Annotated in this window: 19 protein-coding genes; 6 read left to right on the plus strand and 13 right to left on the minus strand. The window is 72.9% G+C overall.

Annotated elements, in window-relative coordinates:
* Window positions 1–73: 73 nt before the first annotated feature.
* Window positions 74–1,093 carry a neutral zinc metallopeptidase gene (locus EIY87_RS08110; RefSeq protein ID WP_125307046.1) on the plus strand — a complete coding sequence of 340 codons (1,020 nt, stop codon included), beginning with the start codon at window positions 74–76 and terminating at the stop codon, window positions 1,091–1,093.
* A gap of 373 nt (window positions 1,094–1,466) precedes the next feature.
* On the opposite strand, the gene EIY87_RS08115 is transcribed toward EIY87_RS08110, so the two are convergent.
* Both EIY87_RS08115 and EIY87_RS08120 read right to left on the minus strand, forming a co-directional pair.
* Window positions 1,467–1,886 (minus strand): P-loop NTPase family protein, encoded by a 420-nt coding sequence (locus EIY87_RS08115; RefSeq protein WP_125307475.1) that lies wholly within the window; start codon window positions 1,884–1,886, stop codon window positions 1,467–1,469.
* Window positions 1,887–1,964: 78 nt separating this feature from the next.
* A complete protein-coding gene (locus EIY87_RS08120) occupies window positions 1,965–3,047 on the minus strand; it encodes a potassium channel family protein (protein ID WP_125307047.1) in 1,083 nt (360 codons plus the stop codon).
* A 91-nt stretch (window positions 3,048–3,138) separates the two neighbouring features.
* Between EIY87_RS08120 and EIY87_RS08125 the strand changes: the two genes are divergently transcribed.
* Window positions 3,139–3,501, plus strand: a complete 363-nt coding sequence (locus tag EIY87_RS08125; protein ID WP_125307048.1) for a DoxX family protein — start codon at window positions 3,139–3,141, stop codon at window positions 3,499–3,501.
* Window positions 3,502–3,508: 7 nt separating this feature from the next.
* Here the strand turns inward: EIY87_RS08125 and EIY87_RS08130 are convergent, their stop codons facing one another.
* Both EIY87_RS08130 and EIY87_RS08135 read right to left on the minus strand, forming a co-directional pair.
* Complete coding sequence (locus EIY87_RS08130; protein ID WP_125307049.1) at window positions 3,509–6,745, minus strand: ATP-dependent helicase; 3,237 nt, start codon at window positions 6,743–6,745, stop codon at window positions 3,509–3,511.
* A gap of 94 nt (window positions 6,746–6,839) precedes the next feature.
* Window positions 6,840–10,013 (minus strand): ATP-dependent helicase, encoded by a 3,174-nt coding sequence (locus EIY87_RS08135; protein ID WP_125307476.1) that lies wholly within the window; start codon window positions 10,011–10,013, stop codon window positions 6,840–6,842.
* Window positions 10,014–10,152: 139 nt separating this feature from the next.
* On the opposite strand from EIY87_RS08135, the gene EIY87_RS08140 reads away from it, so the two are divergent.
* Both EIY87_RS08140 and EIY87_RS08145 read left to right on the plus strand, forming a co-directional pair.
* Window positions 10,153–10,476, plus strand: coding sequence for an MGMT family protein (locus tag EIY87_RS08140; protein WP_125307050.1), 324 nt, complete (start codon window positions 10,153–10,155; stop codon window positions 10,474–10,476).
* Between the two features lie 28 nt (window positions 10,477–10,504).
* Window positions 10,505–11,362 carry a siderophore-interacting protein gene (locus EIY87_RS08145; protein WP_125307051.1) on the plus strand — a complete coding sequence of 286 codons (858 nt, stop codon included), beginning with the start codon at window positions 10,505–10,507 and terminating at the stop codon, window positions 11,360–11,362.
* An 89-nt stretch (window positions 11,363–11,451) separates the two neighbouring features.
* Here EIY87_RS08145 and EIY87_RS08150 read toward each other — a convergent pair whose 3' ends face one another.
* Both EIY87_RS08150 and EIY87_RS08155 read right to left on the minus strand, forming a co-directional pair.
* On the minus strand, window positions 11,452–12,258 hold the full coding sequence (locus tag EIY87_RS08150) for a uroporphyrinogen-III synthase (RefSeq protein WP_125307052.1): 807 nt from the start codon (window positions 12,256–12,258) through the stop codon (window positions 11,452–11,454).
* Window positions 12,251–13,219 carry a helix-turn-helix transcriptional regulator gene (locus EIY87_RS08155; protein WP_125307053.1) on the minus strand — a complete coding sequence of 323 codons (969 nt, stop codon included), beginning with the start codon at window positions 13,217–13,219 and terminating at the stop codon, window positions 12,251–12,253. Before EIY87_RS08155 ends, EIY87_RS08150 begins: the two co-directional genes overlap by 8 nt.
* Window positions 13,220–13,282: 63 nt before the next feature.
* Between EIY87_RS08155 and EIY87_RS08160 the strand changes: the two genes are divergently transcribed.
* The gene (locus EIY87_RS08160; protein WP_191984010.1) at window positions 13,283–13,678 is read left to right on the plus strand and encodes a DUF3224 domain-containing protein; all 396 of its coding nucleotides are present in this window, start codon (window positions 13,283–13,285) and stop codon (window positions 13,676–13,678) included.
* Window positions 13,679–13,687: 9 nt separating this feature from the next.
* A complete protein-coding gene (locus tag EIY87_RS08165; RefSeq protein WP_125307054.1) occupies window positions 13,688–14,785 on the plus strand; it encodes a DNA glycosylase AlkZ-like family protein in 1,098 nt (365 codons plus the stop codon).
* 122 nt (window positions 14,786–14,907) lie between these two features.
* On the opposite strand, the gene EIY87_RS08170 is transcribed toward EIY87_RS08165, so the two are convergent.
* The 7 genes from EIY87_RS08170 to EIY87_RS08200 form a co-directional block, all read right to left on the minus strand.
* The gene (locus EIY87_RS08170; protein WP_125307055.1) at window positions 14,908–15,573 is read right to left on the minus strand and encodes a DUF4097 family beta strand repeat-containing protein; all 666 of its coding nucleotides are present in this window, start codon (window positions 15,571–15,573) and stop codon (window positions 14,908–14,910) included.
* Between the two features lie 101 nt (window positions 15,574–15,674).
* Complete coding sequence (locus EIY87_RS08175; protein ID WP_125307056.1) at window positions 15,675–16,778, minus strand: uroporphyrinogen-III synthase; 1,104 nt, start codon at window positions 16,776–16,778, stop codon at window positions 15,675–15,677.
* On the minus strand, window positions 16,775–17,116 hold the full coding sequence (nirD, locus tag EIY87_RS08180) for a nitrite reductase small subunit NirD (RefSeq protein WP_125307057.1): 342 nt from the start codon (window positions 17,114–17,116) through the stop codon (window positions 16,775–16,777). Before nirD ends, EIY87_RS08175 begins: the two co-directional genes overlap by 4 nt.
* The gene (gene nirB, locus EIY87_RS08185) at window positions 17,113–19,620 is read right to left on the minus strand and encodes a nitrite reductase large subunit NirB (RefSeq protein WP_125307058.1); all 2,508 of its coding nucleotides are present in this window, start codon (window positions 19,618–19,620) and stop codon (window positions 17,113–17,115) included. Before nirB ends, nirD begins: the two co-directional genes overlap by 4 nt.
* Window position 19,621: 1 nt before the next feature.
* Window positions 19,622–21,013, minus strand: coding sequence for a nitrate/nitrite transporter (locus EIY87_RS08190; protein ID WP_125307059.1), 1,392 nt, complete (start codon window positions 21,011–21,013; stop codon window positions 19,622–19,624).
* Entirely contained in the window at window positions 21,010–22,437 is a 1,428-nt protein-coding gene (locus tag EIY87_RS08195; RefSeq protein ID WP_125307060.1) for an FAD-dependent oxidoreductase, read from the minus strand. The genes EIY87_RS08190 and EIY87_RS08195 overlap by 4 nt, the downstream gene beginning before the upstream one ends.
* Window positions 22,434–24,482, minus strand: a complete 2,049-nt coding sequence (locus EIY87_RS08200; RefSeq protein WP_125307061.1) for a molybdopterin oxidoreductase family protein — start codon at window positions 24,480–24,482, stop codon at window positions 22,434–22,436. The genes EIY87_RS08195 and EIY87_RS08200 overlap by 4 nt, the downstream gene beginning before the upstream one ends.
* Between the last annotated feature and the right edge of the window lie 48 nt (window positions 24,483–24,530).

Consider the following 24,530-nt stretch of genomic DNA (forward strand, 5'->3'; position numbering starts at 1 on the left):
CCTTCGGGACTGCCTAGTGACGCAACCGCCCCACGGCCGGGTACCGCCTCGCGGAACCGTTCAGCCGCCGCCGGTGCCGGGTGCGCAACCGGATCTCCCGTGGCTGGGCCAACCGCACACCGTGGCCGCCCCGAAGCGCCGCTCACCGGCGGCGGTGATCGGCGTGTGCCTGGGCGCGGTGGCCGTGCTGGTGCTCGGGCTGGTCGCGATCGTCGCGCTCAACCGCACCGAAACGCCGCTGGCCGACCCCAGCTTCCGGGACGCGCCGTCGTCGCAGGACAGCCCGGCCCCGCTGCCCCCCGGCGGCGCGGGCGCCCCGGCGTCGGCGTCGAACCCCGCGACCGAGACGCCGTCACCCAGCGCGACCGGCCCGCAGAAGGTCCTCAAGCTGGCCGACCACCCGATCCTGCAGGACCCGAACGCGGGCCTGCAGAACCGCGTGTGCACGCTCCCGGCCTGGCAGAGCACCCAGGAGGGCGCAGAGGCGTTCTTCACCGCGGCCAGCAAGTGCCTGGACGCGGCGTGGGGCCCGTTCCTCGAGGCCTACCACCTGCCGTTCACCCCGCCGGCCCTGCACTTCCCGACCGGCGCGAGCTTCGAAACCGAGTGCGGCACCATCCAGGTCGGCATCGCGACGGCCGCGTACTACTGCGAAAACAACCTGTACGTCCCGTTCCGCGGCCTGCAGACCGACCAGTACGGCAACAACCCCGGCGTCTACCTGGCCCTGTTCGCGCACGAGTACGGCCACCACGTCCAGGAGGTCGCCGGCCTGATGGACGCGGCCTGGCAGAAGATCTACGAGGCCGGCCAGAACAGCCCGGCCGGGCTGGAGATGTCCCGGCGCAAGGAACTGCAGGCCCAGTGCTTCTCGGGCATGTTCCTCGGCGCGCACGTCGACCAGGGCGGCACGATCAGCCGCGACATGTACAACAAGGCCTGGAACGACCAGGAGACCCGCGGCGACAACACGTCCCGCAGCCACGACCACGGCACGAACGCCCACTACGCGGCCTGGTGGCGAGCGGGCGCGACGAGCAACCGGATCGCGGACTGCAATACGTTCGCGGCGCCGTCCTCCGAGGTCAGCTAGCGACGCGCGTCAGACGCGTGGTCTGCCCGGCGCCGAGGGGATGTCACGGCTCCGGCGAAGTCGCCGGGGGTGTCTTGAATGAGTCATTCAGGACCTCCGAAGACCTGAATGAGTCATTCAAGACGTCGGCGAAGCCGCCGCAGGGCAGACTGCCGCGACTTTGCCGGGACCCTGCGCGGGGATGTCACGAAAGGGTCGTTCATGTCGTCTGGCGACAGGGCCCCGGCAAAGTCGCCGAGGGCCGACCGCTCGGTCTGAACCGACCGGCGCCGGCCGCGGCGAGTGGCGCAGGGCGGCCCCGCGGTGTCGGCGAAGCCGCCGCCGGATGTCATGAAAGGGTCGTTCATGTCGTCCGGCGAGGTGAACGACCCTTTCATGACATCGCGGATCGCCGCAGCGGGATGCTCAGCCACAGGTAGGCGAACATCCCGCCGGAGAAGCACGCGAACACCAGCAGCGCGAGCCCGAGCGGCCGCCGCGCGTCCGACGAGCCCGTCGAGGTGTCCGCGGCGTGCACGGTGACCGCGCCCTGGTCCGGCAGTTCCTCCGGGACGCTGACCTCGACGCGCTCGCCCTGGCCGTGCCCGCAGCCGTTCAGCGTGCCTTCGTGGGTCTTGCCCGCGACGGTGAACTTGACCGTCTCGACGGCGTCCGGCTTGTCGCACGCCGCCGGCTTGGTCACCTCGGCCTGCACCGGGGCGCCGGCGTTGTCGTTGGTGATGCCCAGCAGCCCCGGCCCGGCCAGCCAGGCGAGCAGCACGACGAGCACGCCCGCCGCGGCGGGGATCGCCACCGTGGGCCACTTGAGTGCGAGGGATCGCGGGGGCACCCGGCCATGGTTCCAGATTCCGCGGCCGAAACCCAGGAGCCCTCAGCGCTGCTCGATCTTCTCCGCCTGCGTCACCTTCTTGACGTACAGCAGCTTGTCGCCGGGCTCGATGGCGTCGGCCTGCGGGGCGTCGACGCGGTAGAGGACGCCGTCGCGGACCAGGCCGAGGACGAGGTCGGACAGGTGCCGCGGCGACCCGCCCTCCTCCGCCGGCTCGACCGCCCGCTCGGCGATGGCCAGGCCCGACTCCGGCGTGAGCAGGTCCTCCATGATGTCGACGACCAGCGGCGTCGACGTCGCCATGCCGAGCAGCCGCCCGGCCGTCTCGCTGGAGACGACGACCTGGTTCGCGCCCGACTGCTTCAGCAGGTGGACGTTCTCCGCCTCCCGCACCGACGCCACGATGTGCGCCTTGGGCGCCAGCTCGCGTGCGGTGAGCGTGACGAGCACCGCCGTGTCGTCCCGGTTCGGGGCGACGACGACCGCGCGCGCGTGCTGCACCGCGGCGACGCGGAGGACGTCGGCGCGGGTGGCCGAGCCGTGCACGGCGACCAGGCCCAGCGCGCTCGCCGCGTCGAGGGCCTGCTGGTCGGTGTCGACGACGACGATCTGGCCCGGGGCGACGTTCTCGTCGCCGAGCAGCGCGTTGACGGCGGACCGGCCCTTGGTGCCGAACCCGACGACGACCGTGTGGTCGCGCACCTTCGTCCTCCACTTCTGGATCTTGAACGCCTGGCGGGAGCGCTCGGTGAGCACTTCCAGGGTGGTCCCGACCAGGACGATGAGGAAGAGCACCCGCAGCGGGGTGATCACCAGGACGTTCACCAGCCGCGCCGACGACGTGGCCGGCGCGATGTCGCCGTAGCCGGTGGTCGAGAGCGAGACGGTGGCGTAGTACAGGCTGTCCAGCAGGGACAGGCCGTCTCCGTTCGCGTCGCGGTACCCGTCGCGGTCGAGGTAGACGATGACCACGGTGGCCAGCAGCGCCAGCATCGCGCCGATGATCCGCTTCACGATGGACCGCAGCGGGCTGACCGTCAGCTCGGGCATCCGCAGGACGCCGACGAGCTCGTGGTCCGGCCGATCGGTGAGACTGCCCAGCGGCAACCGCTTGAGGGCCTTCATGCACCTGCTCCCGGCGCCAGGTGTCGAGCGTCACTCACGCCCGGAGGATAGCCCAGCCGGGTGGCGGGCCGCCGCGTGGAACGATGACTCCATGGCTGATCCGCACCGGCCCGCGCACCTCCTGGCGGGCGCACTGGGCTTCATGGGCGTCCTGCACTTCGCCGTGCCCAAGCCGTTCGACGCGCTGATCCCGGCGTCGCTGCCGGGTTCCCGGCGGGCGTGGACGTACGGCTCGGGCGTGGCGGAACTGGCGGTCGCGGCCGCGGTGGCGGTCCCGCGCACCCGGCGGCTGGGCGGCCTGGCAGCGGCGCTGCTGTTCCTGGGTGTGTTCCCGGGGAACGTGAAGATGGCGGTGGACGCGAAGACCACGCCGCAGCGGGCGGTCGCGTGGGGACGGCTGCCGCTGCAGTGGCCGCTGATCGCGTGGGCGCTGAAGGTCCGCGACCGGGCCTGACCCGGCCTCACGCCTCCGGGATGTCCCGCAGCAGCCGTCGCAGGCCTTCGGCGTCCAGGAGGTCCGCCGGGCGGATCGTGCGGTTCGCCCGGACGTAGTGGAACGCCGCGCGCACCTGCTCCACCGGGACGTTCTTCAGCGCCGCCCACGCCATCCGGTACGCCGCCAGCTGGACCGCCAGCGCCGGGATCCGGGACTCCGGCGGGACGGAACCCGTCTTCCAGTCCACGACCTCCCAGTACCCGTCCGGGTGCCGGAACACCGCGTCCATCCGGCCGCGCAGGGTGATGCCCTCGACGTCGGCCGAGAACGAGATCTCCACCGCCTCCGGGACTTTCTCCGCCCACTCGCTCTCCTCGAAGGCCGCGCGGAGCTCCTCGAAGTCCGCGTCGGGGGCCTCGTCGAAGTCGGCCGCGCCGGGGAGGTCGTCGATTTCGATGAGCTGGTCGCCCCCGAACCGGCGCTCCAGCCAGCCGTGGAACTCCGTGCCGCGGCGGGCGAAGCTGTTGGGCTCCGCCGGCAACGGGCGGCGCAGGTCGCTCGCCAGCCGGGCGCTGTCGTCGGCCAGCGTGACCAGCTGGCTCACCGTCAGCCGGGACGGCAGCGGCACCCGCTTGACGTGGTCGTCCTTGCGCGCCCACTCCTCCAGCAGGACGTCGGTGTCGGTCAGCCAGCCGTCCGGGTCGTCCTCCTCTTCTTCTGCAGTATCCACAGTGGACATCGCCTCGGACACCAGCTCGACCCCGGTCTGCACGCCGGTGCGGCGGTCGGCCAGCGGGTCGACCGGCCACCGGGACTTCCGCGAGTCCGACACCAGCGGGTTTTCGTCGTCGGCGCCCGGCTCCGGCGCCCAGTCGGCGAGCTGCCCGACGCCGGTTTCGCGCAGCACGCCGGCGATCTCCGTCAGGAACTCCGACGGCCCCTTCGCGCGGCTGCTGCTCTCATTCCACCAGTGCCCGGAGACGATCAGCGCGTGCTCGGACCGCGTCAGCGCCACGTAGCAGAGCCGCCGCTCCTCCGCCTGCTCCCGCTCGACGAACCCGGCCTCGTGCAGCTCCAGTCCTTCTTGGACTTCCTTGCGGTCGTAGCCCTCGGCGATGCGCAGTTCCGGCAGGTCTTCGGCGTCGCCGCGCAGCGCGGCCGGCAGCGACGTCGCGGTCCGCAGCCACGACGACGACCGCCGCCGGCCGGGGAACACCTCGTGCACCAGGTGCGGGACGGCGACGACCTCCCACTCCAGCCCCTTCGACGAGTGCACGGTGAGCACCTGCACCCGGTCCGGGACGACCTCGACCTCGCCGGGGGTGAGCCCGTCTTCGGCGTGCGCGGCCGTGTTCAGGTAGTCCACAAAGGACAGCAGGGTCGCGGTCGGCGCCGTCTCGGCGTAGTCGGTGACGACTTCGGCGAACGCGTCCAGGTGCGCGCGACCCGCGGAACCGGGGCGTGCCAACGACTCCACGTCCAGCAGCATCGTGCGCTCGACGTCGGCGACGAGCTCCGGCAGCGACTGGTCGAGCCGCCGCCGCAGCGCGGCCAGCTCCCAGCCGATCCGCCGGATGCGCCGGTAGCCCTCCTCGGAATACCGTTCCGGCGCACCGGGTTCGTCGATGGCGTCGATCAGCCCGGCCTGCTCTACGCGCTCGACGACCAGCTCGGGCGTGTCCGGCTTCTCCGGGCTGGACAGCTCGCCCGCGCGCCGCCACAGCGCGGCGACGTCGGCGGCCGCGAGGCGCCAGCGCGCGCCGGTCAGCAGCCGCGCCGCCGCGCTGCCCGACAGCGGATCCGCGAGCACCTTCAACGTCGAAACGAGGTCGGCGACCTCGGGCTCGTCGAGCAGCCCGCCGAGCCCGACGACCTCGACCGGCAGCCCGCGGGCCCGCAGTTCGGCGGCGATCGGGGCCATGTCGGCACGGCGCCGCACGAGGACCGCGGCGGTCGGCGGCTTGCCGGTCTGCTCCTGGTGGGCGTACCAGCGCCGGGCCAGCGCGTCGGCGACCCACTCGCGTTCGGTGCGGATGTCCGGCAGCAGCGCACACGCGATGTCCGCCGCCCCGGCGCCTTCGCGCGCCCGCAGCCGTTCGACGCCGAGGCCGCGGGCGCGCAGCGGTTCGGCGATCGCGTTCGCGAGGTCGAGGATCTCCGGCGGGTTCCGGAAACTGGTGAGCAGCCCGAATTCGTGCGCGGGGACGAGGCGTTCGCCGTCGAAGCGCGGGAAGTCCGTGGTGAACCGGGGCAGGTTGGCGGCGCTGGCGCCGCGCCAGCCGTAGATGGCCTGCGCCGGGTCGCCGACGGCGGTCACCGGCAGCGGCGGGTTCTCGACGCCGCCGAACAGCGCGCGCAGCAGGACGCGCTGGGCGTGTCCGGTGTCCTGGTACTCGTCGAGCAGGACGGCGCCGTAGCGCTCCCGTTCGCCGCGCACGACCGACGGGTAGCCGCTCGCGAGCTGCGCGGCCAGCGACATCTGGTCGGCGAAGTCGAGCGCGCCTTCGTTGCGCTTGCGCCGGTGGTACTCCTCGACGAGCGGCAGCAGCGCGAGCCGGAAGTGCTGCGCGGCCATGATTTCCGTGAGCTTCTGCGGCAACGCGGCCCGTTGTCCCTTGGCGCGCGGCGCGTTTTCGATGACGCGGCACATCCACGTCGTGTACTCGGCGAGCTGCTCGGTGGAGATGAGGTGCTCGCCGAGTTCGCCGGCGAGCTGCAGGACGTCGGCGGTGACGGTCGGCGGGACGCGGTCGGTGTCCAGCTCGTTGTCCCAAGTGGACACCACGCGGTGCGCGATCTGCCACGACGACGTCTCGGACAGCAGCCGGACACCGGGCTGCACCGGCAGCCGGAGCCCGTGTTCGGAGAGCATGCGCCCGGCGTAGGCGTGGTAGGTCAGGACGGTCGGTTCGCCGGCGACCACAGTCGACCGCAGCCCGCCGGTGGGGTCGAGCCGGTCGAGCAGCCCGGACCCGGCCAGGCGCCGCAGCCGCGCGCGGACGCGCTCGCCGAGCTGGCGGGCGGCCTTGCGGGTGAAGGTGAGGCCGAGCACGCGGTCGGGGCTGACGATCCCGTTGGCGACCAGCCAGACCACCCGCGCGGCCATGGTTTCGGTCTTCCCGGCCCCGGCCCCGGCAACGACGAGCGAGGGTTCCACGGGCGCGGCGATGACGGTGGCCTGCTCCGGCGTGGGCCGGTGCAACCCGAGCGCATCGGCCAGCTCCGCAGGCTCAACCGGATTCGCGACAACGAGCGGGCTCACTTCCCCACCCCCCGCGCCGCACTTTCACGTGAAAGTGCGGCTTTGCGCGACAAAGCGTAGCTTTCACGTGAAAGCGGCGCGGTCGTCGGGCGGGTCACGGGCCTGGCACCTGTCGGCCTTCGGGGCGCAGGGGGCAGCAGCCGCGGACCGGGCAGCGGTCGCAGTCCGGGTTCTCCTGCGCCTGGTAGTCCGGCCCGGCGGCCGACGCCGCGGCGTCGCGGACCAGCTCCAGCCACTGCTTGCCGCCGACCTCGTCCATCGGCGGCTGGGACCGCTCGGTGGCTCCCGTCTTGTTGTTCGCCTTCGCGACGTAGACCAGCCTCGCGCCGCCGGGTTCGTTGCTGCCCTTGATCGCGCCCAGCAGCACCGCCAGCTGGTACGCGGCCAGCTGCGGGTGCGCCTCGGCGTCCGCGCCGGAAACCGGCACCTTGCCCGTCTTGATGTCGACGATCACCGGCCGCCCGTCGGCGTCCAGCTCCACCCGGTCGACGCGCCCGCGCAGCAGCACGCGGACCTCGTCCGAGCCGCCCGCCGGCAGCTCGACCTCGATGTCCTGCTCGACCCCGGCTTCCTTCAGCTCCGCCCGGCTGCGCTCCAGCCACGTCACGAAGTTCTGCAGCATCTGCTCGACGCGCCGCCGTTCCCGCCGCGAGAACCACGGCGCCCCGGCGTCGACCCGCACCCACGCTTCGTCCAGCGCGGCCTGCAGCTCCGCCTCGGTGCGGCCCGACGAGACCGCCTCCGCCAGCCCGTGCACCAGGGTCCCGGTGACCGCGGCCAGCTGCGCCGGGTCGCTGCCGCCGTGGCGCTCGATCATCCACCGCAGCGGGCACTTGGTCAGGATTTCCACTGTGGACGGTGAGATCCGGATCAGGTCGCCCGGCGGGTGCACCGGCTCGTCGCTGGACGCCGGGAGCAGGCCGTACCACGTCGACGGGTGCGCGCCCGGCACCTTGGCGTCGGCCAGCCGGGCCAGCTGCTTCGCCGCCCGGCGACGGCGCGCGGGGTCCGCCTTGTCGTCGCAGACGACCTCGCGCAGCTCCCCCACCAGCTCGGCCAGCACCAGCGACCGGCCCGGCGGCTTCATCCGCGAGTCGAGGCCGCCGTCGTCGGCGCCGTTCTCCTCGAGGTCGTCGAGGAACCGCGACGGCTGCTCGTCCTCACCCGAAACCGCGGTCACCAGCAACGTCTGCTTCGCGCGGCTCATCGCGAGGTAGAACAGGCGCCGTTCCTCGGCGAGGATCGGCGCGGTCTGGGACACGGCGTCGTCGTCGACCCCGGCCATCAGGTCCTTGAGCCGTTCCACGCCCAGCACGGATCCGCGCAGCCGCAGGTCCGGCCACGCGCCTTCCTGGACGCCGGCGACGGCCACGACCGTCCACTCGCGACCGGCGGCCGCGTGCGCGGTGAGCAGCGAGACGCCGTCGCCGGGGACGGCGGCCGGGGCCAGCGTGTCGCCCGCGATCCGTTGCGCGCCCAGGTAATCCGCGAAGGACGCGACACTCGCGCGCGGCAGCCGGTCGACGTACCGGCCGGCCGCGTCGAACAGCGCGACCACGGCGTCGAGGTCGCGATCGGCTTGCGCGGCCAGCGATCCGCCGCGCTCGACCTGCTTCAGCAGCTTGTCCTGCAGCCCGCTTTCGGTCCACAGCTGCCACAGCACCTGCTCGACGCCGTCGCCGCGGGCCACGGCCTGGTGCGTCACGCGCAGCAGCCCGCCGACGCGCCGCACCGGCTCGGCTTCGGCGTCGGCCAGCCCGGCGAGGATGTCCCCGCCCCGCAACGCTTCCACGAGCAGTTCGTCGCTCGAGCGCTGCCCGCCCCCGGCCAGTTCGAGCCGGCGCAGACCCCGCCGCAGCCGTCGCAGCGCCAGCGGGTCCGCGCCGCCGAGTGCCGACGACAACAGCATTTCCGCGAGGTCGACGTCGAGCAGTTCGGGCGCGGGCGCGAGCTTCAGCACGGCCAGCAGCGGCCGCACCGCGGGCTGCTTCGCCAGCGGCAGCTCCTCCGTCGCCGACCCGATCGGGACACCCGCGGCGCGCAATGCCCGTTGCAGCACCAGGAAAGTCCGGGCTGGCGAGCGGACGAGCACCGCGATCTCCGACCACGGCACGCCGTCGACGAGGTGCGCGCGGCGCAGCTGGTCGGCGATCCAGCTCGCCTCGGCGGCGGGGGTCGGCATCACGCGGACGCGCACGTTCCCGCCGGTGGCACCCTTCGGCGGGACGATCTTGCGGTGCGGCGACGCGCCCGGCAGCGTCGCGCCGATCTTCGCCACCGCCAGGCGCACGGCCGGGGCCAGCCGGTGCGACGTCGTGAGCGTGACGGTCCGGCTGCCGTCCGGGTCGGCGTCGGCGAACAGGCTCGCGTCCGCGCCGCGGAAGGAGAACACGTTCTGGTCCGGGTCGCCGGCCACGACGAACTCGGCCGCGGTGTGCCCGATCATCCGGACCAGGCTGGTCTGCAGCGGGTCGAGGTGGTGGGCGTCGTCGACGAACAGGTGCCGCACGCGGGTGCGCTCGCGGTCGCGCAGCTCGTCGTCGTCTTCGAGGGCGAGCAGCGCGGAGGTGACCAGCTCGGCGGCGTCCAGCGCGGGCGCGCTCGCGACGCCGAGCGCGTTGCCGCCCGCGCCCTGCAGCTGCGTGACCTCTTCGTACTGCGCCCAGAACTGCCCGGCGGCGACCCATTCGTCGCGGCCGCGGCGGCGGCCCAGCTCGGCGAGGTCCTCCGGGCCGAGCCCGCGTTCGGCCGCACGCATCAGCAGGTCGCGCAGCTCTTCGGCGAAGCCCGGGACGATCAGGGCGGGCCGCAGCGCCTCGGGCCAGTACCCGGCTTCCTCGTCGAGGTCGCCCGCCAGCAGCTCGCGCACGACGACGTCCTGCTCGGCGCCCGCGAGCAGCCGCGGCGGCGGGAGCTCTTCGGCCATCGCCTCGAGCCGAAGCAGCGAGTAGGCGTAGGAGTGCACGGTGCGCACGAGCGGTTCGCGGACGGTCCGGGGCAGCGGCCGCGCCAGGTCCGGGTCGGCGGTGAGGCGGCGCGTGATGTCGGCGCGCAGGGCGTCCGCGGACCGGCGGGACGTGGTGAGCACGAGCACGCTCTCGGGGTCGGCGCCCTCGGCGATGCGGCGGGTGGCGGCCGAGGCGAGCAACGCCGTCTTGCCGGTGCCGGGTCCGCCGAGCACGCGCCGGAACCCCCCGGGCGCGGAGAGCAGCCGCCGGGCGCCTTCGTCCCAGGTGAACGTGGGTGCGTCGGGGACCGGCGTGCGCACCAGCCGCGCGTCCGCCCGCACCGTTCGCCTCCCGTTCACCCCGCGATGGAACCACGTCCGGAGTAGTGGGTGCGGCACCGGCACGGCTTAGCGGTGGACGGCTACGAAAAGTGTCGTACCCCTACGGCAGAGTGTCGGTATGGACGACGTTCTGCACGAGCGCGTGCGGGAGATCATCGCGTCGGTGCCGGCCGGCAAGGTGGCGACGTACGGCGACATCGCGGCACTCGCGGGCGCGCCTTCGCCGCGGATGGTGGGCGCCATCCTCGCCGAAGACGGGCACGACCTGCCGTGGCACCGGATCCTGCGCGCGAACGGCACCCCGGCGCCGCACCTGGTCCACGACCAGCTGGAGCGGCTGCGCGCGGAAGGGGTGCTGGCCGACGGTCAGCGCGTGGACCTGCGGAAGTACCGCTGGAAGCAAGGAGGTGACGTGGATCCCGGTCCGGAAGGGCTGTTCTGATACCCGACCCTTAGGTTAGCCTCGCCTAATGACGACGCAGGCGGAGCGCACCACTCTGACCCACCACCGTGCCTCGGTCACGGCGGTCCGGCCGCTGTCGCCGCACCTGGTGCGCGTGACGCTCGCCACGGAGACCTTCCGCGAGCTGGTGCCGCAGGCGCCCGACCAGTACGTCAAGCTCTTCTTCCCGCTCGCCGGGCAGGACGAGCCGGTGCTGCCGGAGACGGCGTCCGACGTCATGTCCTGGTACCGCACGTACCTGGCGATGCCGGACGACGTCCGTCCCCCGATGCGCACGTACACGGCCCGCGCGATCCGGCCGGAAGCGGCGGAGGTCGACGTCGACTTCGTCCTGCACGGCGACGAGGGCCCGGCGTCGGCGTGGGCGTCCCGGGTCCGGCCGGGCGACCGGGTGGCGTTCATGGGCCCGTACGGCCTGTACGCGCCTCCGCCCGCCACCGACTGGCAGCTGCTGGTGGGCGACGAGACGGCGCTGCCCGCGATCGGCGCGATCGTCGAGCAGCTGCCGCCGGGCACGCGGGCGTCGGTGTACGTCGAGCTGGCGGACCGGGCGGACCGGCAGGCCTTCGACACGCTCGGCGCGGTCGAGGTCCACTGGGTGCTGCGCGGTTCGCGGCCGCTGGGCGAGGCGTTGCTGGGCGCGGTGCGCGGGGCGGCGTTCCCCGGCGGGACGCCGTACGCGTGGGTGTCCGGCGAGGCGGGTGTGGTGAAGCTGGTGCGGCGGCACCTGGTGCGGGAGCGCGAGGTCGACAAGCGCTCGATCTGCTTCACGGGTTACTGGCGGCGCGGGCTGAGCGAGGAGGACGCGGGCCGGGAAGCGGTCCGGGCGGCCGAGGCGGGCGAAGTCCCGGCCGAGGACGACTGACCGACGCGCCCCAATGTGGCCTTCGGTGCGTCAGACGCACCCAAGGCGGCCTTCGGTGCGTCTGACGCAACCAAGGCCACATTGGGGCGCTAGGCCGGTGCCGCGAACGTCGTGACCAGCAGTTTCACCAGCGCTCCCAGCCGCTGGCGCTCCGGCTGCACCGTCCGGATCCCCGCCTCCTCCAGCGGGGCCGCGGTCACCGGGCCCACGCACGCGACCACCACCGGCCCCCGCAACGCCGCCACCAGCGCCTCATACCGCCCGTACGACCTCGCCAGCGCCAGGAAGTTCGCCGCCGCCGGGGCGCTCGTGAACGCCAGTGCGCCCAGCTCGCCCGCGATCGCCGCGTCGATCAGCTCGTGCACCGGGCGGACGTCCGGCGGGGAATGCCACCGGTACGGCTGCACCTCCACCAGCGACGCCCCGGTCAGCGACGACGTGTGCGCGGGCAGCGGCGTCCCGTGCAGCTGGACCGCCACCCGCGCGCCGGCCACGCCCGCCGCGGCCAGGGCGCCGAACAGCTCCGCGTTCGACTCCGACTCCGCCGAAAAGGCCTCCCGCAGGCCGGCCCCGCGGACCGCGCCGACCGCCTTCGGGCCGCGGGCGTAGATCCGGGACGCGCGCAGCCGGTCGAGCAGCGGCTCGCGCAGGCCCCAGCCGGCCGCCGCGTCGAGCCAGCCGCGGAAGCCCGCGCCCGTCGTCACCACCGTGAAGGCGACCGGCTCGGCCAGGACCGCCTCGGTGGCCGACCGCAGCGCGGGGTCCGATTCCAGCGGGACGATGGTGATCGTGGGCGCGTGGCGGACCTCGGCGCCGTAGCGTTCGAGGGCCGCGATGAAGTCCTCGGCCCGGCGTTCGGCCGTGACGCCGATGGCGATCCCGGTCAGCTCACCCATACTTCGCGCCCATCTCTTCGATCGCTTTGGCCAGCTCCGCCCGCAGGTCCGCCGGTTCGAGGACCTCCAGGTGCGGCCCGAAGCGCAGCAGCTCGCCGATGGCCGGTTCGCCCCGTTCCACCGGCAGCTCCACGGTGAGCCAGCCGTCCGCGTCCGGTTCGCCCGGGGCCGAGCGCAGCGCGCGGGCCCCGACCGCGCCCGCGTAGAACGGTACGAGAGCCTGCGCCCGCGGTGACAGCCGCACCACGGCCACGCGCGGGAACATCCGGCGTTCGAACTGCTCCGACCACTCCTGCCAGTACCGCGCGAGGTCGAACCCGGCCGGCCGCTCGAACGCCTCGCCGAGGTCCTCCAGCGCCAGCACCCGCGAGATCCGGTACGTCCGGTCGGTCCCTTCGCACCGCGCCGCGAGGTACCAGTTGCCCGCCTTGAGGATCAGCCCCAGCGGCTCGACGTCCCGCTCGACGACGCGCTGGCCCCACCGTTCGTAGCGGATCCGGATCCGGTGCGACGACCACACGGCGTCGGCGACGGCGGACAGCGTCGGCAGGCTCTCGATCCCCCGGTGCCAGCCGGGAACGTCCAGGTAGAACCGCTCGGCGACGCGCCCCGCCCGGTCCCGCAGCTCCGGCGGCAGCGCCGCGTACAGCTTGAGCTGCGCCGCCGCGAGGACCGTCCCGAGGCCCAGCTCGGCGGCGGCCACCGGCAGCCCGGCCAGCGACAGCGACTGCGCCTCTTCCTCGGTCATCCCGGTGAGCCGGGTGCGGTAGCCGTCGACCAGCCGGTAGCCGCCGGTCCGCCCGCGGTCGGCGTACACCGGGACGCCGGACGCCGACAGCGCGTCGATGTCCCGATAGATCGTGCGCACCGAGACTTCGAGCTCTTCGGCCAGCTCTTCGGCCGTCATCCGGCCGCGGTTCTGCAGCAGCAGGAGGACGGACAGGAGACGGCTCGCACGCATACCCGGAATTTTGACAGAAATACCTGACACAAGCTGACAGGTATGCCCGGCAGAGTGACTCCCATGAACGGATTCAGCACGAAGAACTGGGAAGAGAAGATCGTCAGCGGCGCCGAGGGCGGCCCGCGGGTGGCCTACGCGCACGCCTCGTTCGCGTACGAAGGCGTCCTCGAGGGCGAATCGATCTGCGACCTTCTGCTGTACTACGCGGGCGAAGGCTACGAGAGCGGCGAGACGACGTCGCCGAGCTTCGAGCGCTTCGAGGGCAAGGTCGGCGGTCGCGAAGGGACGTTCATCGTGCGCCACGAGTACACGTTCGACGCCAAGGGCATCGCGTCGACGTTCACCGTCGTCCCCGGCTCGGGCACCGGCGGGCTGGCCGGGCTGACCGGCTCCGGCACCGCCGGCGGCGCGCTGGGCGAGGACAAGGTCGGCTACACCTTCGAGTACACGTTCTAGGAGCCGCACGTGGACCGCCGCCAGGTACTCGCCTACCGCATCGCCGAGCACGGCCTGCACCGCACCGCGCGGGACCTGGCCGACCTCGCCGTCGTCCGGGCCGGGCTGCAGGACAGCATGCGCGACACCGCGCTGCTCGCCCTCGTGGCCCGGCTGGACGGCGAGGTGTCCCTCGTGGACGATCCGCGGCTGGTGCTCGCCTGGACGTTGCGCGGCGCGCCGCACTTCCACCTCGGCCTCGCCGAGGTGACGCGGGCCCTCGTGCCGCTCGACGACGCGGACGCGCTCGCCCGGATGCTCTGGCAGCGCAAGGAAGTGGCGGCGACCGGCCAGGCGGCGGCCGACGTCGTCTTCACGGCGGCGGCCGCGTTGCGCAAGGTCGTCACCAAGCCGATGACGAAGGGCGCGGCGAGCACCGCGGTGACGAAGGCGCTGCCGCCGTCGTTCTCGCGGTGGTGCCGGGGGTGCGGCGCGACCCACATCCAGGAACAGCTGATGCGCATCGCGGCCCCGCACGCGGGCGTCCGCCTGGTCGCGGGTGCCTCCCCGGCGACGCTCGCCCCGCTCGAAGGACGCGGCCGGATGCGCCGCACGCCGGACCCGGCGGCCGCGACGAAGCTGGTCGAGGACTACCTGCGGCTCAACGGCCCGGCGACCCCGGGCGAGGCGGCGGAGTTCGTCGGCACCGCGAAGGCCGTCGTGGACCGGACGTGGCCGGCGGACCTGGCCGAGGTCGAGGTGGAGGGACGGCGGAAGTACCTGCCCGCCGCCCAGCTGCCCGCCTTGGAGAACCCGCCGGAGCCCGACCCGGTGCGGCTGCTGCCCCCGCTGGACCCCTTCGTCCAGGCCCGCGACAAGACCCTGCTGGTCCCGGATCCCGCGCGCCGCAAGGAGGTCTGGAAGATGCTGGGCAACCCCGGCGTCCTCCTCGCGGACGGCGACATCGCGGGTACCTGGCGCACGAAGGGCAGCGGCGCGAAGCTGACGTTCACGGTGACGGCGTTCGACCCCCTCCGCCCGCCGCTGCGCGAGGAGGCCGAAGCCGAAGCCGCGCGGGTCGCGGCGGCGCGGGGGTTCGAAAAGCACGCCGTCTCCTGGGTCGGCTGACGCCGGTCCTCGGTCCGCCCCAAGCGCCCCAATGTGGCGTTCGGTGCGTCCAGCGCACCCAATGTGGCGTTCGGTGCGTTGGACGCAACCAACGCCACATTGGGGCGTTTGGCGGCACGGACTCACCGGCTGGACGCGTCGATGTCGCCGTACGCGGTGGTCGCCTGGATGGTCAGGCCCGGCGTGCCCTCGGTGTTCTTGAGGGCGTTGCGGATCCGGCCGTACGTCGTGCCGGCGTCGAGGGACGCGGACACGCCGGTGGCCGCGCCGACCGTGATGTCGCCGGCCTGGGTGCTCAGGACCAGGTTGCCGCGCACGGCTTCCGCGATCCGGATGTCGCCCTTGCCGGTGGTGATCTCCGCCGGGCCGGTGAGGCGCCCGACCGAGACGTCGCCGGCGTGGGCGGTGAGGCGGACGCTCGCGGCCTCGTCGATCACGACGCCGCCGTGCGCGCCTTCGACGGTGACGTCGCCGAGGCGGCCGACGCCCCGCAGCTCGACGCTCGCGGCCTTGGCCTGGACGTCGGAGCCGGCGGGCAGCGCGACGGTCACGTCGAGGGCGCCGGACGGGCCGAAGTACTGGTTCTTGACGACGCCCTCGATCCGCAGGACACCGTCGGAGAAGCCGACCTCGACCTGCGAAGCGGCCTTCACGTCCCGGCTCTTCGACGGGTCGGCGGGCAGGATCTCGACGGTGGTCTCGCCCGCCTCGGCGGCGACGAACCGGACGCGGCCGGCGGCGATGTCGAGGACGGTGGCGATCGGGGCGGGGGTGGTGAAGTTCTGCATCGTGGGGCTCCTGGTGTGTCGGTTTCGGTGTGTGAAGCCACCTTCGCCGGGCCCGCTGACACCGGATCGCCACCGCGCTGACACGCCCGCTGACACGCCGGTCAGGCGTCCACGGCCAGCCGGTACCCCCGCTTCACCACCGTCTGGACGACCTTGCCGCCCCCGAGCGACGTCCGCAGGCGGCCGATCGCCGTCTCCACCGCGTGCTCCTCGCCGCCGCCCGGCAACGCCGAGATCAGCTCGCGGCGGGACACCACCCGGCCCGGCGACGCCGCCAGCGCCCGCAGCAGCGCCATCGGTGCCGGTGCCACCTCCCGCCAGTCACCGTCCACAATGGCCGCCTGGCCGCGCAGTTCGATTTCCCGGCCGCCCGCGGAGAACCGGGGTGACCGCGTCACCAGCGTCTCCGCCACCGTGCGGGCCAGCGCGCCGATCCGCGCGCGGTGCGGCTGGACCGTCGGCACGCCCAGCGCCGCCAGCGGCCCCGCCGTGATCGGGCCGACGCAGGCCGCCACCACCGGGCCCGACAGCGCCGTGACCAGGCCCGGCAGCCGGCCGGTGCGGCGGGCCAGCGCCAGCAGCGACGCCACCGCCGGAGCGCTCGTGAACGGCAACGCGTGGATCGCGCCGTCCAGCACCCCGTCCAGGAGCCGGTCCACCGGGCCCGGGTCCACCGGGCCGACCCAGCGGTACACCGAGATCTCGATGACCTCCGCGCCCGCGGCCCGCAACGTCTCCACGAAGTACGGCAGCGGCTCGCCGTGCAGCTGCACCGCGATCCGCTTGCCGGTGACGTCCGAGGACAGCAGGTGCTGCAACAGCTCCGCGTTGCTCTCCGACGCCGGCGAGTACGCCTCGGACAACCCGGCCGCCCGGATCGCCCCGGTCACCTTCGGGCCCCGGGCCAGCAGGGCGCAGCCGGAAAGGCGCGAGATCAGCGCGTCGCCGAGGCCCCAGCCTTCCGCCGCCTCGAGCCAGCCGCGGAAGCCGATGCCCGTAGTCGCCACCACCGCGTCCACCGGTGCCTCCAGCAACGCCGCCGTCGCCGAGTGCAGCTCCGTGTCGTCGGTCAGGGGCACGATCCGGATCGCCGGGCCGTAGCGCACGCTGGCCCCCTTGCGCACCAGTAGCGCGCCGAGCTCATCGGCTCGGCGCGCCGCGGTGATGCCGACCACGAAGCCGGTCAGCGGGAGAACACCGGTCACGGGCTCTCCACTTCGACCACGCCCTCTCGCACGCGCACCTCGTACACCGGAACGGAGACGTCCTCGGCGTCCAGGCACTGTCCACTCTCGAGCGCGAACCGTTCCTTGTAGACGGGCGACGCGACGACCGGGACCCCGCCCGCGTCCCCGACGATGCCGCGGGACAGCACCGCCGCGCCGCTGCACGGGTCCCAGTTGGACAGTGCGTACCACCGGTCGCCGGGCAGGTGGAAGATCGCCACCTGCACGCCGTCGAGCAACGCGGCGACCCCCGCGTACTCCGGCACGGCTTCGACGGGGCAGACCGCCGTCCAGGTCCGTTCGATCGACGTCGTCATCGGCGCACCTCCGGGACACCCAGCATCACGGGCACTTTCTGCTCGCGCTCCGAGCGGAACGAGATCGCCGGGTCGGGGGTGCCCGGCGCGTTGACGAACGAGGTGAACCGGGCCAGCTTCTCCGGGTCCTCCAGGACGCCCTTCCACTCGTCGGCGTAGTTGTCGACGTGCTTGGCCATCGCCGCGTCGAGGTCTTCGCAGATGCCGAGGGAGTCGTCGACGATCACCGCGCGCAGGTGGTCGAGACCGCCCTCCATCTCTTCGATCCACGGCGCCGTGCGCTGGAGCCGATCGGCGGTGCGCACGTAGAACATGAGGAACCGGTCGATCGTCCGGATCAGCGTCTCGGTGTCCACATCGGACACGAGCAGGTCGGCGTGGCGCGGGGTCGTGCCGCCGTTGCCGCCGACGTAGAGGTTCCAGCCGTTCTCCGTCGCGATGATCCCGAAGTCCTTGCTCCGCGCCTCCGCGCACTCCCGCGCGCAGCCGGAGACCGCCGACTTGAGCTTGTGCGGCGAACGCAGCCCGCGGTAGCGCAGCTCCAGCTCGATCGCCAGCCCGACGCTGTCCTGCACGCCGTAGCGGCACCACGTCGACCCGACGCACGACTTGACCGTGCGCAGCGCCTTGCCGTAGGCGTGCCCGGACTCGAAGCCCGCGTCGACCAGCCGGCGCCAGATCTGCGGCAGCTGGTCCACAGTGGCCCCGAACAGGTCGATGCGCTGGCCGCCGGTGATCTTCGTGTACAGCCCGAAGTCGCGGGCGACCTCGCCGATCACGATCAGCTTGTCCGGCGTGATCTCGCCGCCGGGGATCCGGGGGACGACCGAGTACGTGCCGTTGCGCTGCAGGTTCGCCAGGTAGCGGTCGTTGGTGTCCTGCAACGTCATCTGCTCGCCGCCGAGCACGTGGCCGTTGCCGAGCGTGGCCAGGATCGAGGCCACCGCGGGCTTGCAGAGCGCGCAGCCGCTGCCGGTGCCGTACCGGGCGATCAGTTCGCTGAACGTGGTGATCCTGGTGGCCTGGACGATCTCGAACAGCTCCGCGCGCGACTGCGGGAAGTGCTCGCACACGGCCTTCGACTGCTCGACCCCGGCGGCGCTCAGCAGCTTGCCCAGCAGCGGGACGCACGAGCCGCACGCGGTGCCGGCGCGGGTGCACGCCTTGAGCTTGGGCACCGAGTCGCAGCCGTCTTCGTGGATCGCGCGGGTGATCGCGCCCTTGGACACCGCGTTGCACGAGCAGATCTGCGCCGCGTCCGGGAGCGCGTCGACACCGACCGCCGCGCCGCCGCCCGCCGGGGCGAGGATCGCGCCCGGCTCGGCCGGCAGCGGACGGCCGACCAGCGCGCGCAGGGTGTTGTACTCGGTCGCGTCGCCGACCAGCACGCCGCCCAGCAGCGTCTTGCCGTCGTCGGTGACCACGAGCTTCTTGTAGGTCCCGGCGACCGCGTCGTTGACGGCGACTTCCAGCGCGCCCTCGGTCGTCGCGTGCGCGTCCCCGAAGGAAGCGACGTCGACGCCCATCAGCTTGAGCTTCGTGGACGTGTCCGGCTCCGGGAACTCACCGGCGCCACCGGTGAGCTGGGCCGCGACGATCTCGGCCATCGCGTACCCGGGCGCCACGATGCCGTACACGCGACCGTCGACCGCGGCGCACTCACCGATGGCGTAGATCGAGGGATCGCTGGTGCGGCAGGACAGGTCCGTCAGGACACCGCCGCGCGGGCCCAGTTCGAGGCCGGACTGGCGGGCGAGGTCGTCGCGCGGCCGGACGCCGGCGGAGAACACGACCAGGTCGACGTCCAGCTCGGTGCCGTTGCCCAGCTTGGCCAGCAGCCGCGAGCCGTCGGCCTCGATGGCGTCGGTCGACGTTCCCGTGTGGACGGTCACGTCGAGGTTCGTGATCAGCCGCCGCAGCAGCGAGCCGCCGCCTTCGTCGACCTGCAACGGCATCAGCCGCGGCGCCATCTCGACGACGTGCGGGGAGAGTCCCATGTCCCGCAACGCCTTCGCGGCTTCCAGGCCGAGCAGGCCACCACCGATCACGACGGCCGAGCGACGCCCGCGGCCCGGCTTGTCGACGGCCGCCGCGCGGATCGCGTCGAGGTCCTCGATGGTCCGGTAGACGAAGCAGCCGGGCAGGTCGTGGCCCGGCACCGGCGGCACGAACGGCCGCGAGCCCGTGGCCAGCACCAGCGCGTCGTAGGCGACGACGGCGCCGGACGCCGTGGTGACCGTCTTCGCGGCCCGGTCCACCGAAACCGCCAGCTCCCCGAGCCGGAGATCCACGAAGGAGTCATCCGCGTAGTCCGAACCCGGGAGCGCCAGCGAAGCCGGGTCCCAGGTGTCCACGTAGGACGTCAGCGCCACCCGGTCGTACGCCGGGCGCGGCTCCTCGGACAGGACGACGATGTGCCAGTTGCCGGAAGGGTCTTCCGCGCGCACCGCCTCCACGAGCCGGTGGGCGACCATGCCGTGTCCGGCGACGACCAGGGTGGGCATCTCAGACCTCCGCTCCCGCGAGCGCCAGACCGCGCTCACTCGTGGGCTGTTCGGCGGGCTTGCGCAGGTAGACCGCCCAGGTGACGGCGAAGCACAGCCCGTAGAAGACGAGGAAGCCGATGAAGGCGGGGACGCCGCTCTTGGCGTCGGCGAACGACTGCCGGAAGGCGAGGTTGATGAACAGCCCGCCCTCGGCGCCGATCGCACCGGCCAGGCCGATCAGCGCGCCGGACAGGCGGCGTGCCTTGAGCAGCTCGGCCGCTTCTTCGGCGCCGTTCGAGATCGCCACCTTCGCCTTGGCGCGGAAGATCGCCGGGATCATCTTGTACGTCGAGCCGTTGCCGATGCCGGTGAGCACGAACAGCACGATGAAGGCGATCGTGAACAGCGCCAGGGACTTCGACGTCGACGCGAGGATCAGCACCACCGTGGCCAGCGCCATCCCGATGAACGTGAAGAAGGTGATCTTCCCGCCGCCGATCCGGTCTGCCAGCCAGCCGCCGGTGGGCCGCGAGAGCGAGCCGAGCAGCGGGCCGAGGAACGTCACCGCGGCCGCCTGCAGCGGGGTGCGGCCGAACTGGTTCTGCAGCACCAGGCCGAAGGCGAAGCTGTAGCCGATGAACGAGCCGAACGTGCCGACGTAGAGGAACGACATCACCCAGGTGTGCGGGTCCTTGACGACCTCGCGCATCGCCTTCGTATCGCCCTTCACGGTGGCCAGGTTGTCCATGTAGAAGTACGCGCACACCGCGGCGACGACGATCAGCGGGATGTAGACGTAGAGCACGATCCGCGGCGCGGTCGCCCCCGCCGTGCCGATCACCAGGAGCCCGACCAGCTGGATCGCGGCGACGCCGAGGTTGCCGCCGCCCGCGTTGAGGCCGAGGGCCCAGCCCTTGTGCTTCTCCGGGTAGAAGGTGTTGATGTTCGTCATCGACGACGCGAAGTTGCCGCCGCCGACGCCGCCGAGGGCCGCGACCAGCAGGAACGTGCCGAGTGACGTGCCGGGGTGCAGTACCACCGCGGCCAGGATCGTCGGGATCAGCAGCAGGGCGGCGGACACGACCGTCCAGTTGCGACCGCCGAACTTCGCCACGGCGAAGGTGTAGGGCAGCCGCATCAGGCCGCCGATCAGCGTCGGCGTCGAGACGAGCAGGAACTTGTCCGCGGCGGAGAAACCGTAGTCCTTGCCCATGAACAGGACGATGACCGACCACAGTGTCCAGATCGAAAAGCCGATGTGCTCGGCGAAGACCGAGAACCAGAGGTTGCGGCGGGCGACCTGCTTGCCCGTGGACTCCCAGAACTCTTCGTCCTCGGGTTCCCAGTGCTCGATCCAGTGCTTGCCTTGGTGTGCCACGGAGTTCTCCTTGCGACGGGTCGGGTCGGTCATTGCGCCGCGAGCCAGGTGGCGATGCCGCCGACGGTGTCGGTGCACCCGCCGCAGCCGGTGGTGGCTCGCGTGGCCCGCGCCAGTGCGGGGGTGTCGGTGGCGCCGGCCTTCCAGGCTTCGATCAGCCGGCCCTTGGTGACGTTGTTGCAGCGGCAGATCACCGCCGCGGCGGGCAGGTCGGCCGGGCTGGCGGCAGGCGTGCTGCCGGTGGGCAGCGCGCGGCCCAGCAGGACGGCGAGCCGGTCGTCGGGCAGCAGCGTGCCGCGGTCGTGGAACTGGGTGATCGTGGCGGCCGCGTCGGGCAGCCCGAGCAGGATCGCCCCGGCCACGCGGTTTTCGCGGACGACGAGCTTGCCGTACCGCCCACCGGTGGGGTCGTTGAAGGTCAGCACCTCGGCGCCGCTCTCGGAGGCTTCGAGCTGCGTCTCGCCGAGCGCGGCGAGGTCGATGCCGCGGGCCTTGAGCCGGGTGACGGCGGTCGTGCCGCGGTACCGGGCAGCCGCGTTCGTGCCGGTCAGGACGTCGGCGAGGACTTCGGCCTGCTCCCACGCGGGCTGGATCAGCCCGGCGGGCGCGCCGGGGTGGCGGGCGCAGTCGCCGAGCGCGTGGATGCGGCCGTCGCTGGTGCGCAGCGTGTCGTCGACCAGGATCCCCATGTCGACGTCGAGCCCGGCGTCGGCGGCCAGGCTCGTCTCGGCGCGGACGCCCGCGGCGACGACGACCAGGTCGGCCGGGACGAGGGTGCCGTCATCGAGCTTGAGGCCGTCGCCGGGCAGGTAGCGCGCGGCGGTGGCGCCGAACTTGAACGTCACACCCATGTCGGTGAGCTGGCGGGCGAGCACGTGCCCGGCGGCCGGGTCGAGCTGCCGTTCCATGACGTGCCCGAGCGGGTGCACGACGGTCACCTGGTTGCCGCGCCCGGCCAGCCCGCGGGCGGCTTCGAGGCCGAGGAGGCCACCGCCGAGGACGGCGACCGGCGCGCCGAAGCGGGCGGCGTCGAGGATCTTGGCGCAGTCGTCGAGGCTGCGGAAGGCCACCACGCCCGGCCCGGCTTCGAGGCCTTCGACGGGCGGGATCCACGGATTGGCGCCGGTCGCGAGGACCAGGGCGTCGTAGTCCACGCATGCGCCGTCGCCGAGTTCGACGCAGCGCTTCTCCCGGTCGATGCGGGCGACGTCGACGCCGAGCCGCAGGTCGATGTTGTGGCGCGCGGCCCATTCGTCGTCGTGCAGGCGGACGCTTTCGGCGCTCATCCCGCCGGCGACGACGGCCGACAGGAGGACACGGTTGTAGGCGGCGTGCTTTTCGGCGCCGAGCACGGTCAGGCGGACGCGTTCGGCGATGGGGTCGCGGCGGCGGATCTCGTCGGCCAGCCGGGCACCGGCCATGCCGTAACCGACGATGACGACTTCACGGGGACTCATGCGGCACCATCCACAGTAGACAAGGACACGGCACACACCTTGAACTCCGGCATCCGGCTGACCGGGTCGAGCGCCGGGTTGGTGAACAGGTTCGCGCGCTGCTCACCGGGGAAGTGGAACGGCAGGAAGACGACGTCGGGCTGGAGGCTTTGCACGAACCGGACCTTGGCGACGGTCTCGCCGCGCCGGGACCGGACCTTCGCCGGATCGCCTTCTTCGAGACCCGCGCGCTTGGCGGTGTCCGGGTGCACTTCGACGAACGCTTCCGGCACGACGTCGTTCAGTTCGTCGATCAGCCGCGTCTGCGCGCCCGATTGGTAGTGCTGCAACACGCGTCCCGTGGTGGCCTGCAACGGGAACTCCTCGTCGGGCAGCTCGGCCGGGCCGGTGTGCTCGACCGGCACGAACCGCGCGCGGCCGTCCGGGTGGGCGAAGGCGTCGAGGAACATCCGCGGCGTGCCGGGGTGGCTCTCGTCCGGCACCGGCCAGTGCAGCGCCTCGCCGGCGCGCAGCCGGTCGTAGCTGACGCCGGAGTAGTCGGCGATCCCGCCCTTGGACGCGATCCGCAGCTCCTCGAACACGGTCTCGGCGTCGGCCGGGAACCGGTCTTCCGGCTGCCCCAGGCGTTTCGCGAGTCCATTCAGGACGTCCAAGTCGGACCGGACGCCGGGTGGCGGGTCGAGTGCCTTGCGGCGCAGCAGGACCCGGCCTTCCAGGTTGGTGAGCGTGCCGTGCTCTTCGGCCCACTGCGTGACCGGCAGGACGACGTCGGCCAGCGCGGCGGTCTCCGACAGCACGAAGTCGGCGACGACCAGGAAGTCCAGTTCGGACAGTCGATCTTGGACACGCTGCGAGCGCGGCGCGGAGACGACGACGTTGCTGCCGAAGACCATCAGCGCCTTCGGGCCGTCTTCCTGGCCGAGCGCTTCGAGCAGCTCGGAGGCCGAGCGGCCCGGGCCGGGCAGGCTGTCCGGTTCGACACCCCACACGCCGGCGACGTACTCGCGGGCGGCCGGGTCGTCGAGCTTGCGGTAGCCGGGCAGCTGGTCGGCCTTCTGGCCGTGCTCGCGGCCGCCCTGGCCGTTGCCCTGGCCGGTGAGGCAGCCGTAGCCGGAGCCCGCCCGGCCCGGCAGGCCGAGCGAAAGCGCGAGGTTGATCCAGGCGCCGACGGTCGCGGTGCCGGTGGCGTGCTGCTCGGTGCCGCGCGCGGTGAGGATGTAGGCGTTGCGGGCACCGGCGAGCTTCTCCGCGGCGAGGCGCATGTCGGCGGCCGAGACCCCGGTGACGCGCTCGGCGCGTTCCGGCCACCAGGAGGCGACGATCCGCCACACGTCTTCGAACCCGCTCGTGCGTTCGTCCACATAGGACTTGTCGAGGTGCCCGCCTTCGACGACGGCGTGCAGGATCCCCAGCGCCAGCGCGAGATCGGTGCCGGGCGCGGGTGCGAGGTGCAGGCTCGCCAGCTCGGCGGTCGGCGTCCGCCGCGGGTCGACGACGATGAGGTCGCTCCCCCGCACGTGCTGGGTGAACGGCGGCATCGTCTCGGCCGGGTTCGCGCCGGCGAGCAGCACGACGTCGGCCCGCTTCAGATCGGTGACGGGGAACGGCATCCCGCGATCGGCCCCGAACGCCTTGATCCCGGCGGCGGCGGCCGAGGACATGCAGAACCGGCCGTTGTAGTCGATCTGCGAGGTGCCGAGCGCGACGCGGGCGAACTTGCCGAGCAGGTAGGCCTTCTCGTTGGTGAGTCCCCCGCCGCCGAAGATCGCGACGCCGTCCGGGCCGCTTTCCCGCTGGATCGCCTGCAGCCTGCGGGCGACGAAGTCGAGGGCGAAGTCCCAGCTGACGGGCTCGAGCGCGCCGTCGACGCGGATCATCGGGGTGGTGAGGCGCTTCGGGCTCGTGAGGAGGCTGCCGGAGGTCCAGCCCTTCTGGCACAGGCCACCGGCGTTGACCGGGAAGTCCCGCGGCGTGACGCGGGTGCCTTCGAGGCTCATCCCGCACTGCAGCGCGCAGTAGGGGCAGTGGGTGTCGACCTGCGGCACGGGCACCTCCTCGGCGCTTCGGGGATGCCCCTGACGCTAAGGAGGCCG

The organism is Amycolatopsis eburnea (assembly GCF_003937945.1).
Taxonomy (GTDB): domain Bacteria; phylum Actinomycetota; class Actinomycetes; order Mycobacteriales; family Pseudonocardiaceae; genus Amycolatopsis; species Amycolatopsis eburnea.

Coding starts and splice junctions, on each gene's coding strand:
- EIY87_RS08170 (WP_125307055.1), bottom strand. CDS start 15,573: ATGCAGAACTTCACCACCCCCGCCCCGATCGCCACCGTCCTCGACATC.
- EIY87_RS08145 (WP_125307051.1), top strand. CDS start 10,505: ATGACGACGCAGGCGGAGCGCACCACTCTGACCCACCACCGTGCCTCG.
- EIY87_RS08140 (WP_125307050.1), top strand. CDS start 10,153: ATGGACGACGTTCTGCACGAGCGCGTGCGGGAGATCATCGCGTCGGTG.
- nirB (WP_125307058.1), bottom strand. CDS start 19,620: ATGCCCACCCTGGTCGTCGCCGGACACGGCATGGTCGCCCACCGGCTC.
- nirD (WP_125307057.1), bottom strand. CDS start 17,116: ATGACGACGTCGATCGAACGGACCTGGACGGCGGTCTGCCCCGTCGAA.
- EIY87_RS08160 (WP_191984010.1), top strand. CDS start 13,283: ATGAACGGATTCAGCACGAAGAACTGGGAAGAGAAGATCGTCAGCGGC.
- EIY87_RS08195 (WP_125307060.1), bottom strand. CDS start 22,437: ATGAGTCCCCGTGAAGTCGTCATCGTCGGTTACGGCATGGCCGGTGCC.
- EIY87_RS08120 (WP_125307047.1), bottom strand. CDS start 3,047: ATGAAGGCCCTCAAGCGGTTGCCGCTGGGCAGTCTCACCGATCGGCCG.
- EIY87_RS08190 (WP_125307059.1), bottom strand. CDS start 21,013: ATGACCGACCCGACCCGTCGCAAGGAGAACTCCGTGGCACACCAAGGC.
- EIY87_RS08125 (WP_125307048.1), top strand. CDS start 3,139: ATGGCTGATCCGCACCGGCCCGCGCACCTCCTGGCGGGCGCACTGGGC.
- EIY87_RS08150 (WP_125307052.1), bottom strand. CDS start 12,258: ATGGGTGAGCTGACCGGGATCGCCATCGGCGTCACGGCCGAACGCCGG.
- EIY87_RS08155 (WP_125307053.1), bottom strand. CDS start 13,219: ATGCGTGCGAGCCGTCTCCTGTCCGTCCTCCTGCTGCTGCAGAACCGC.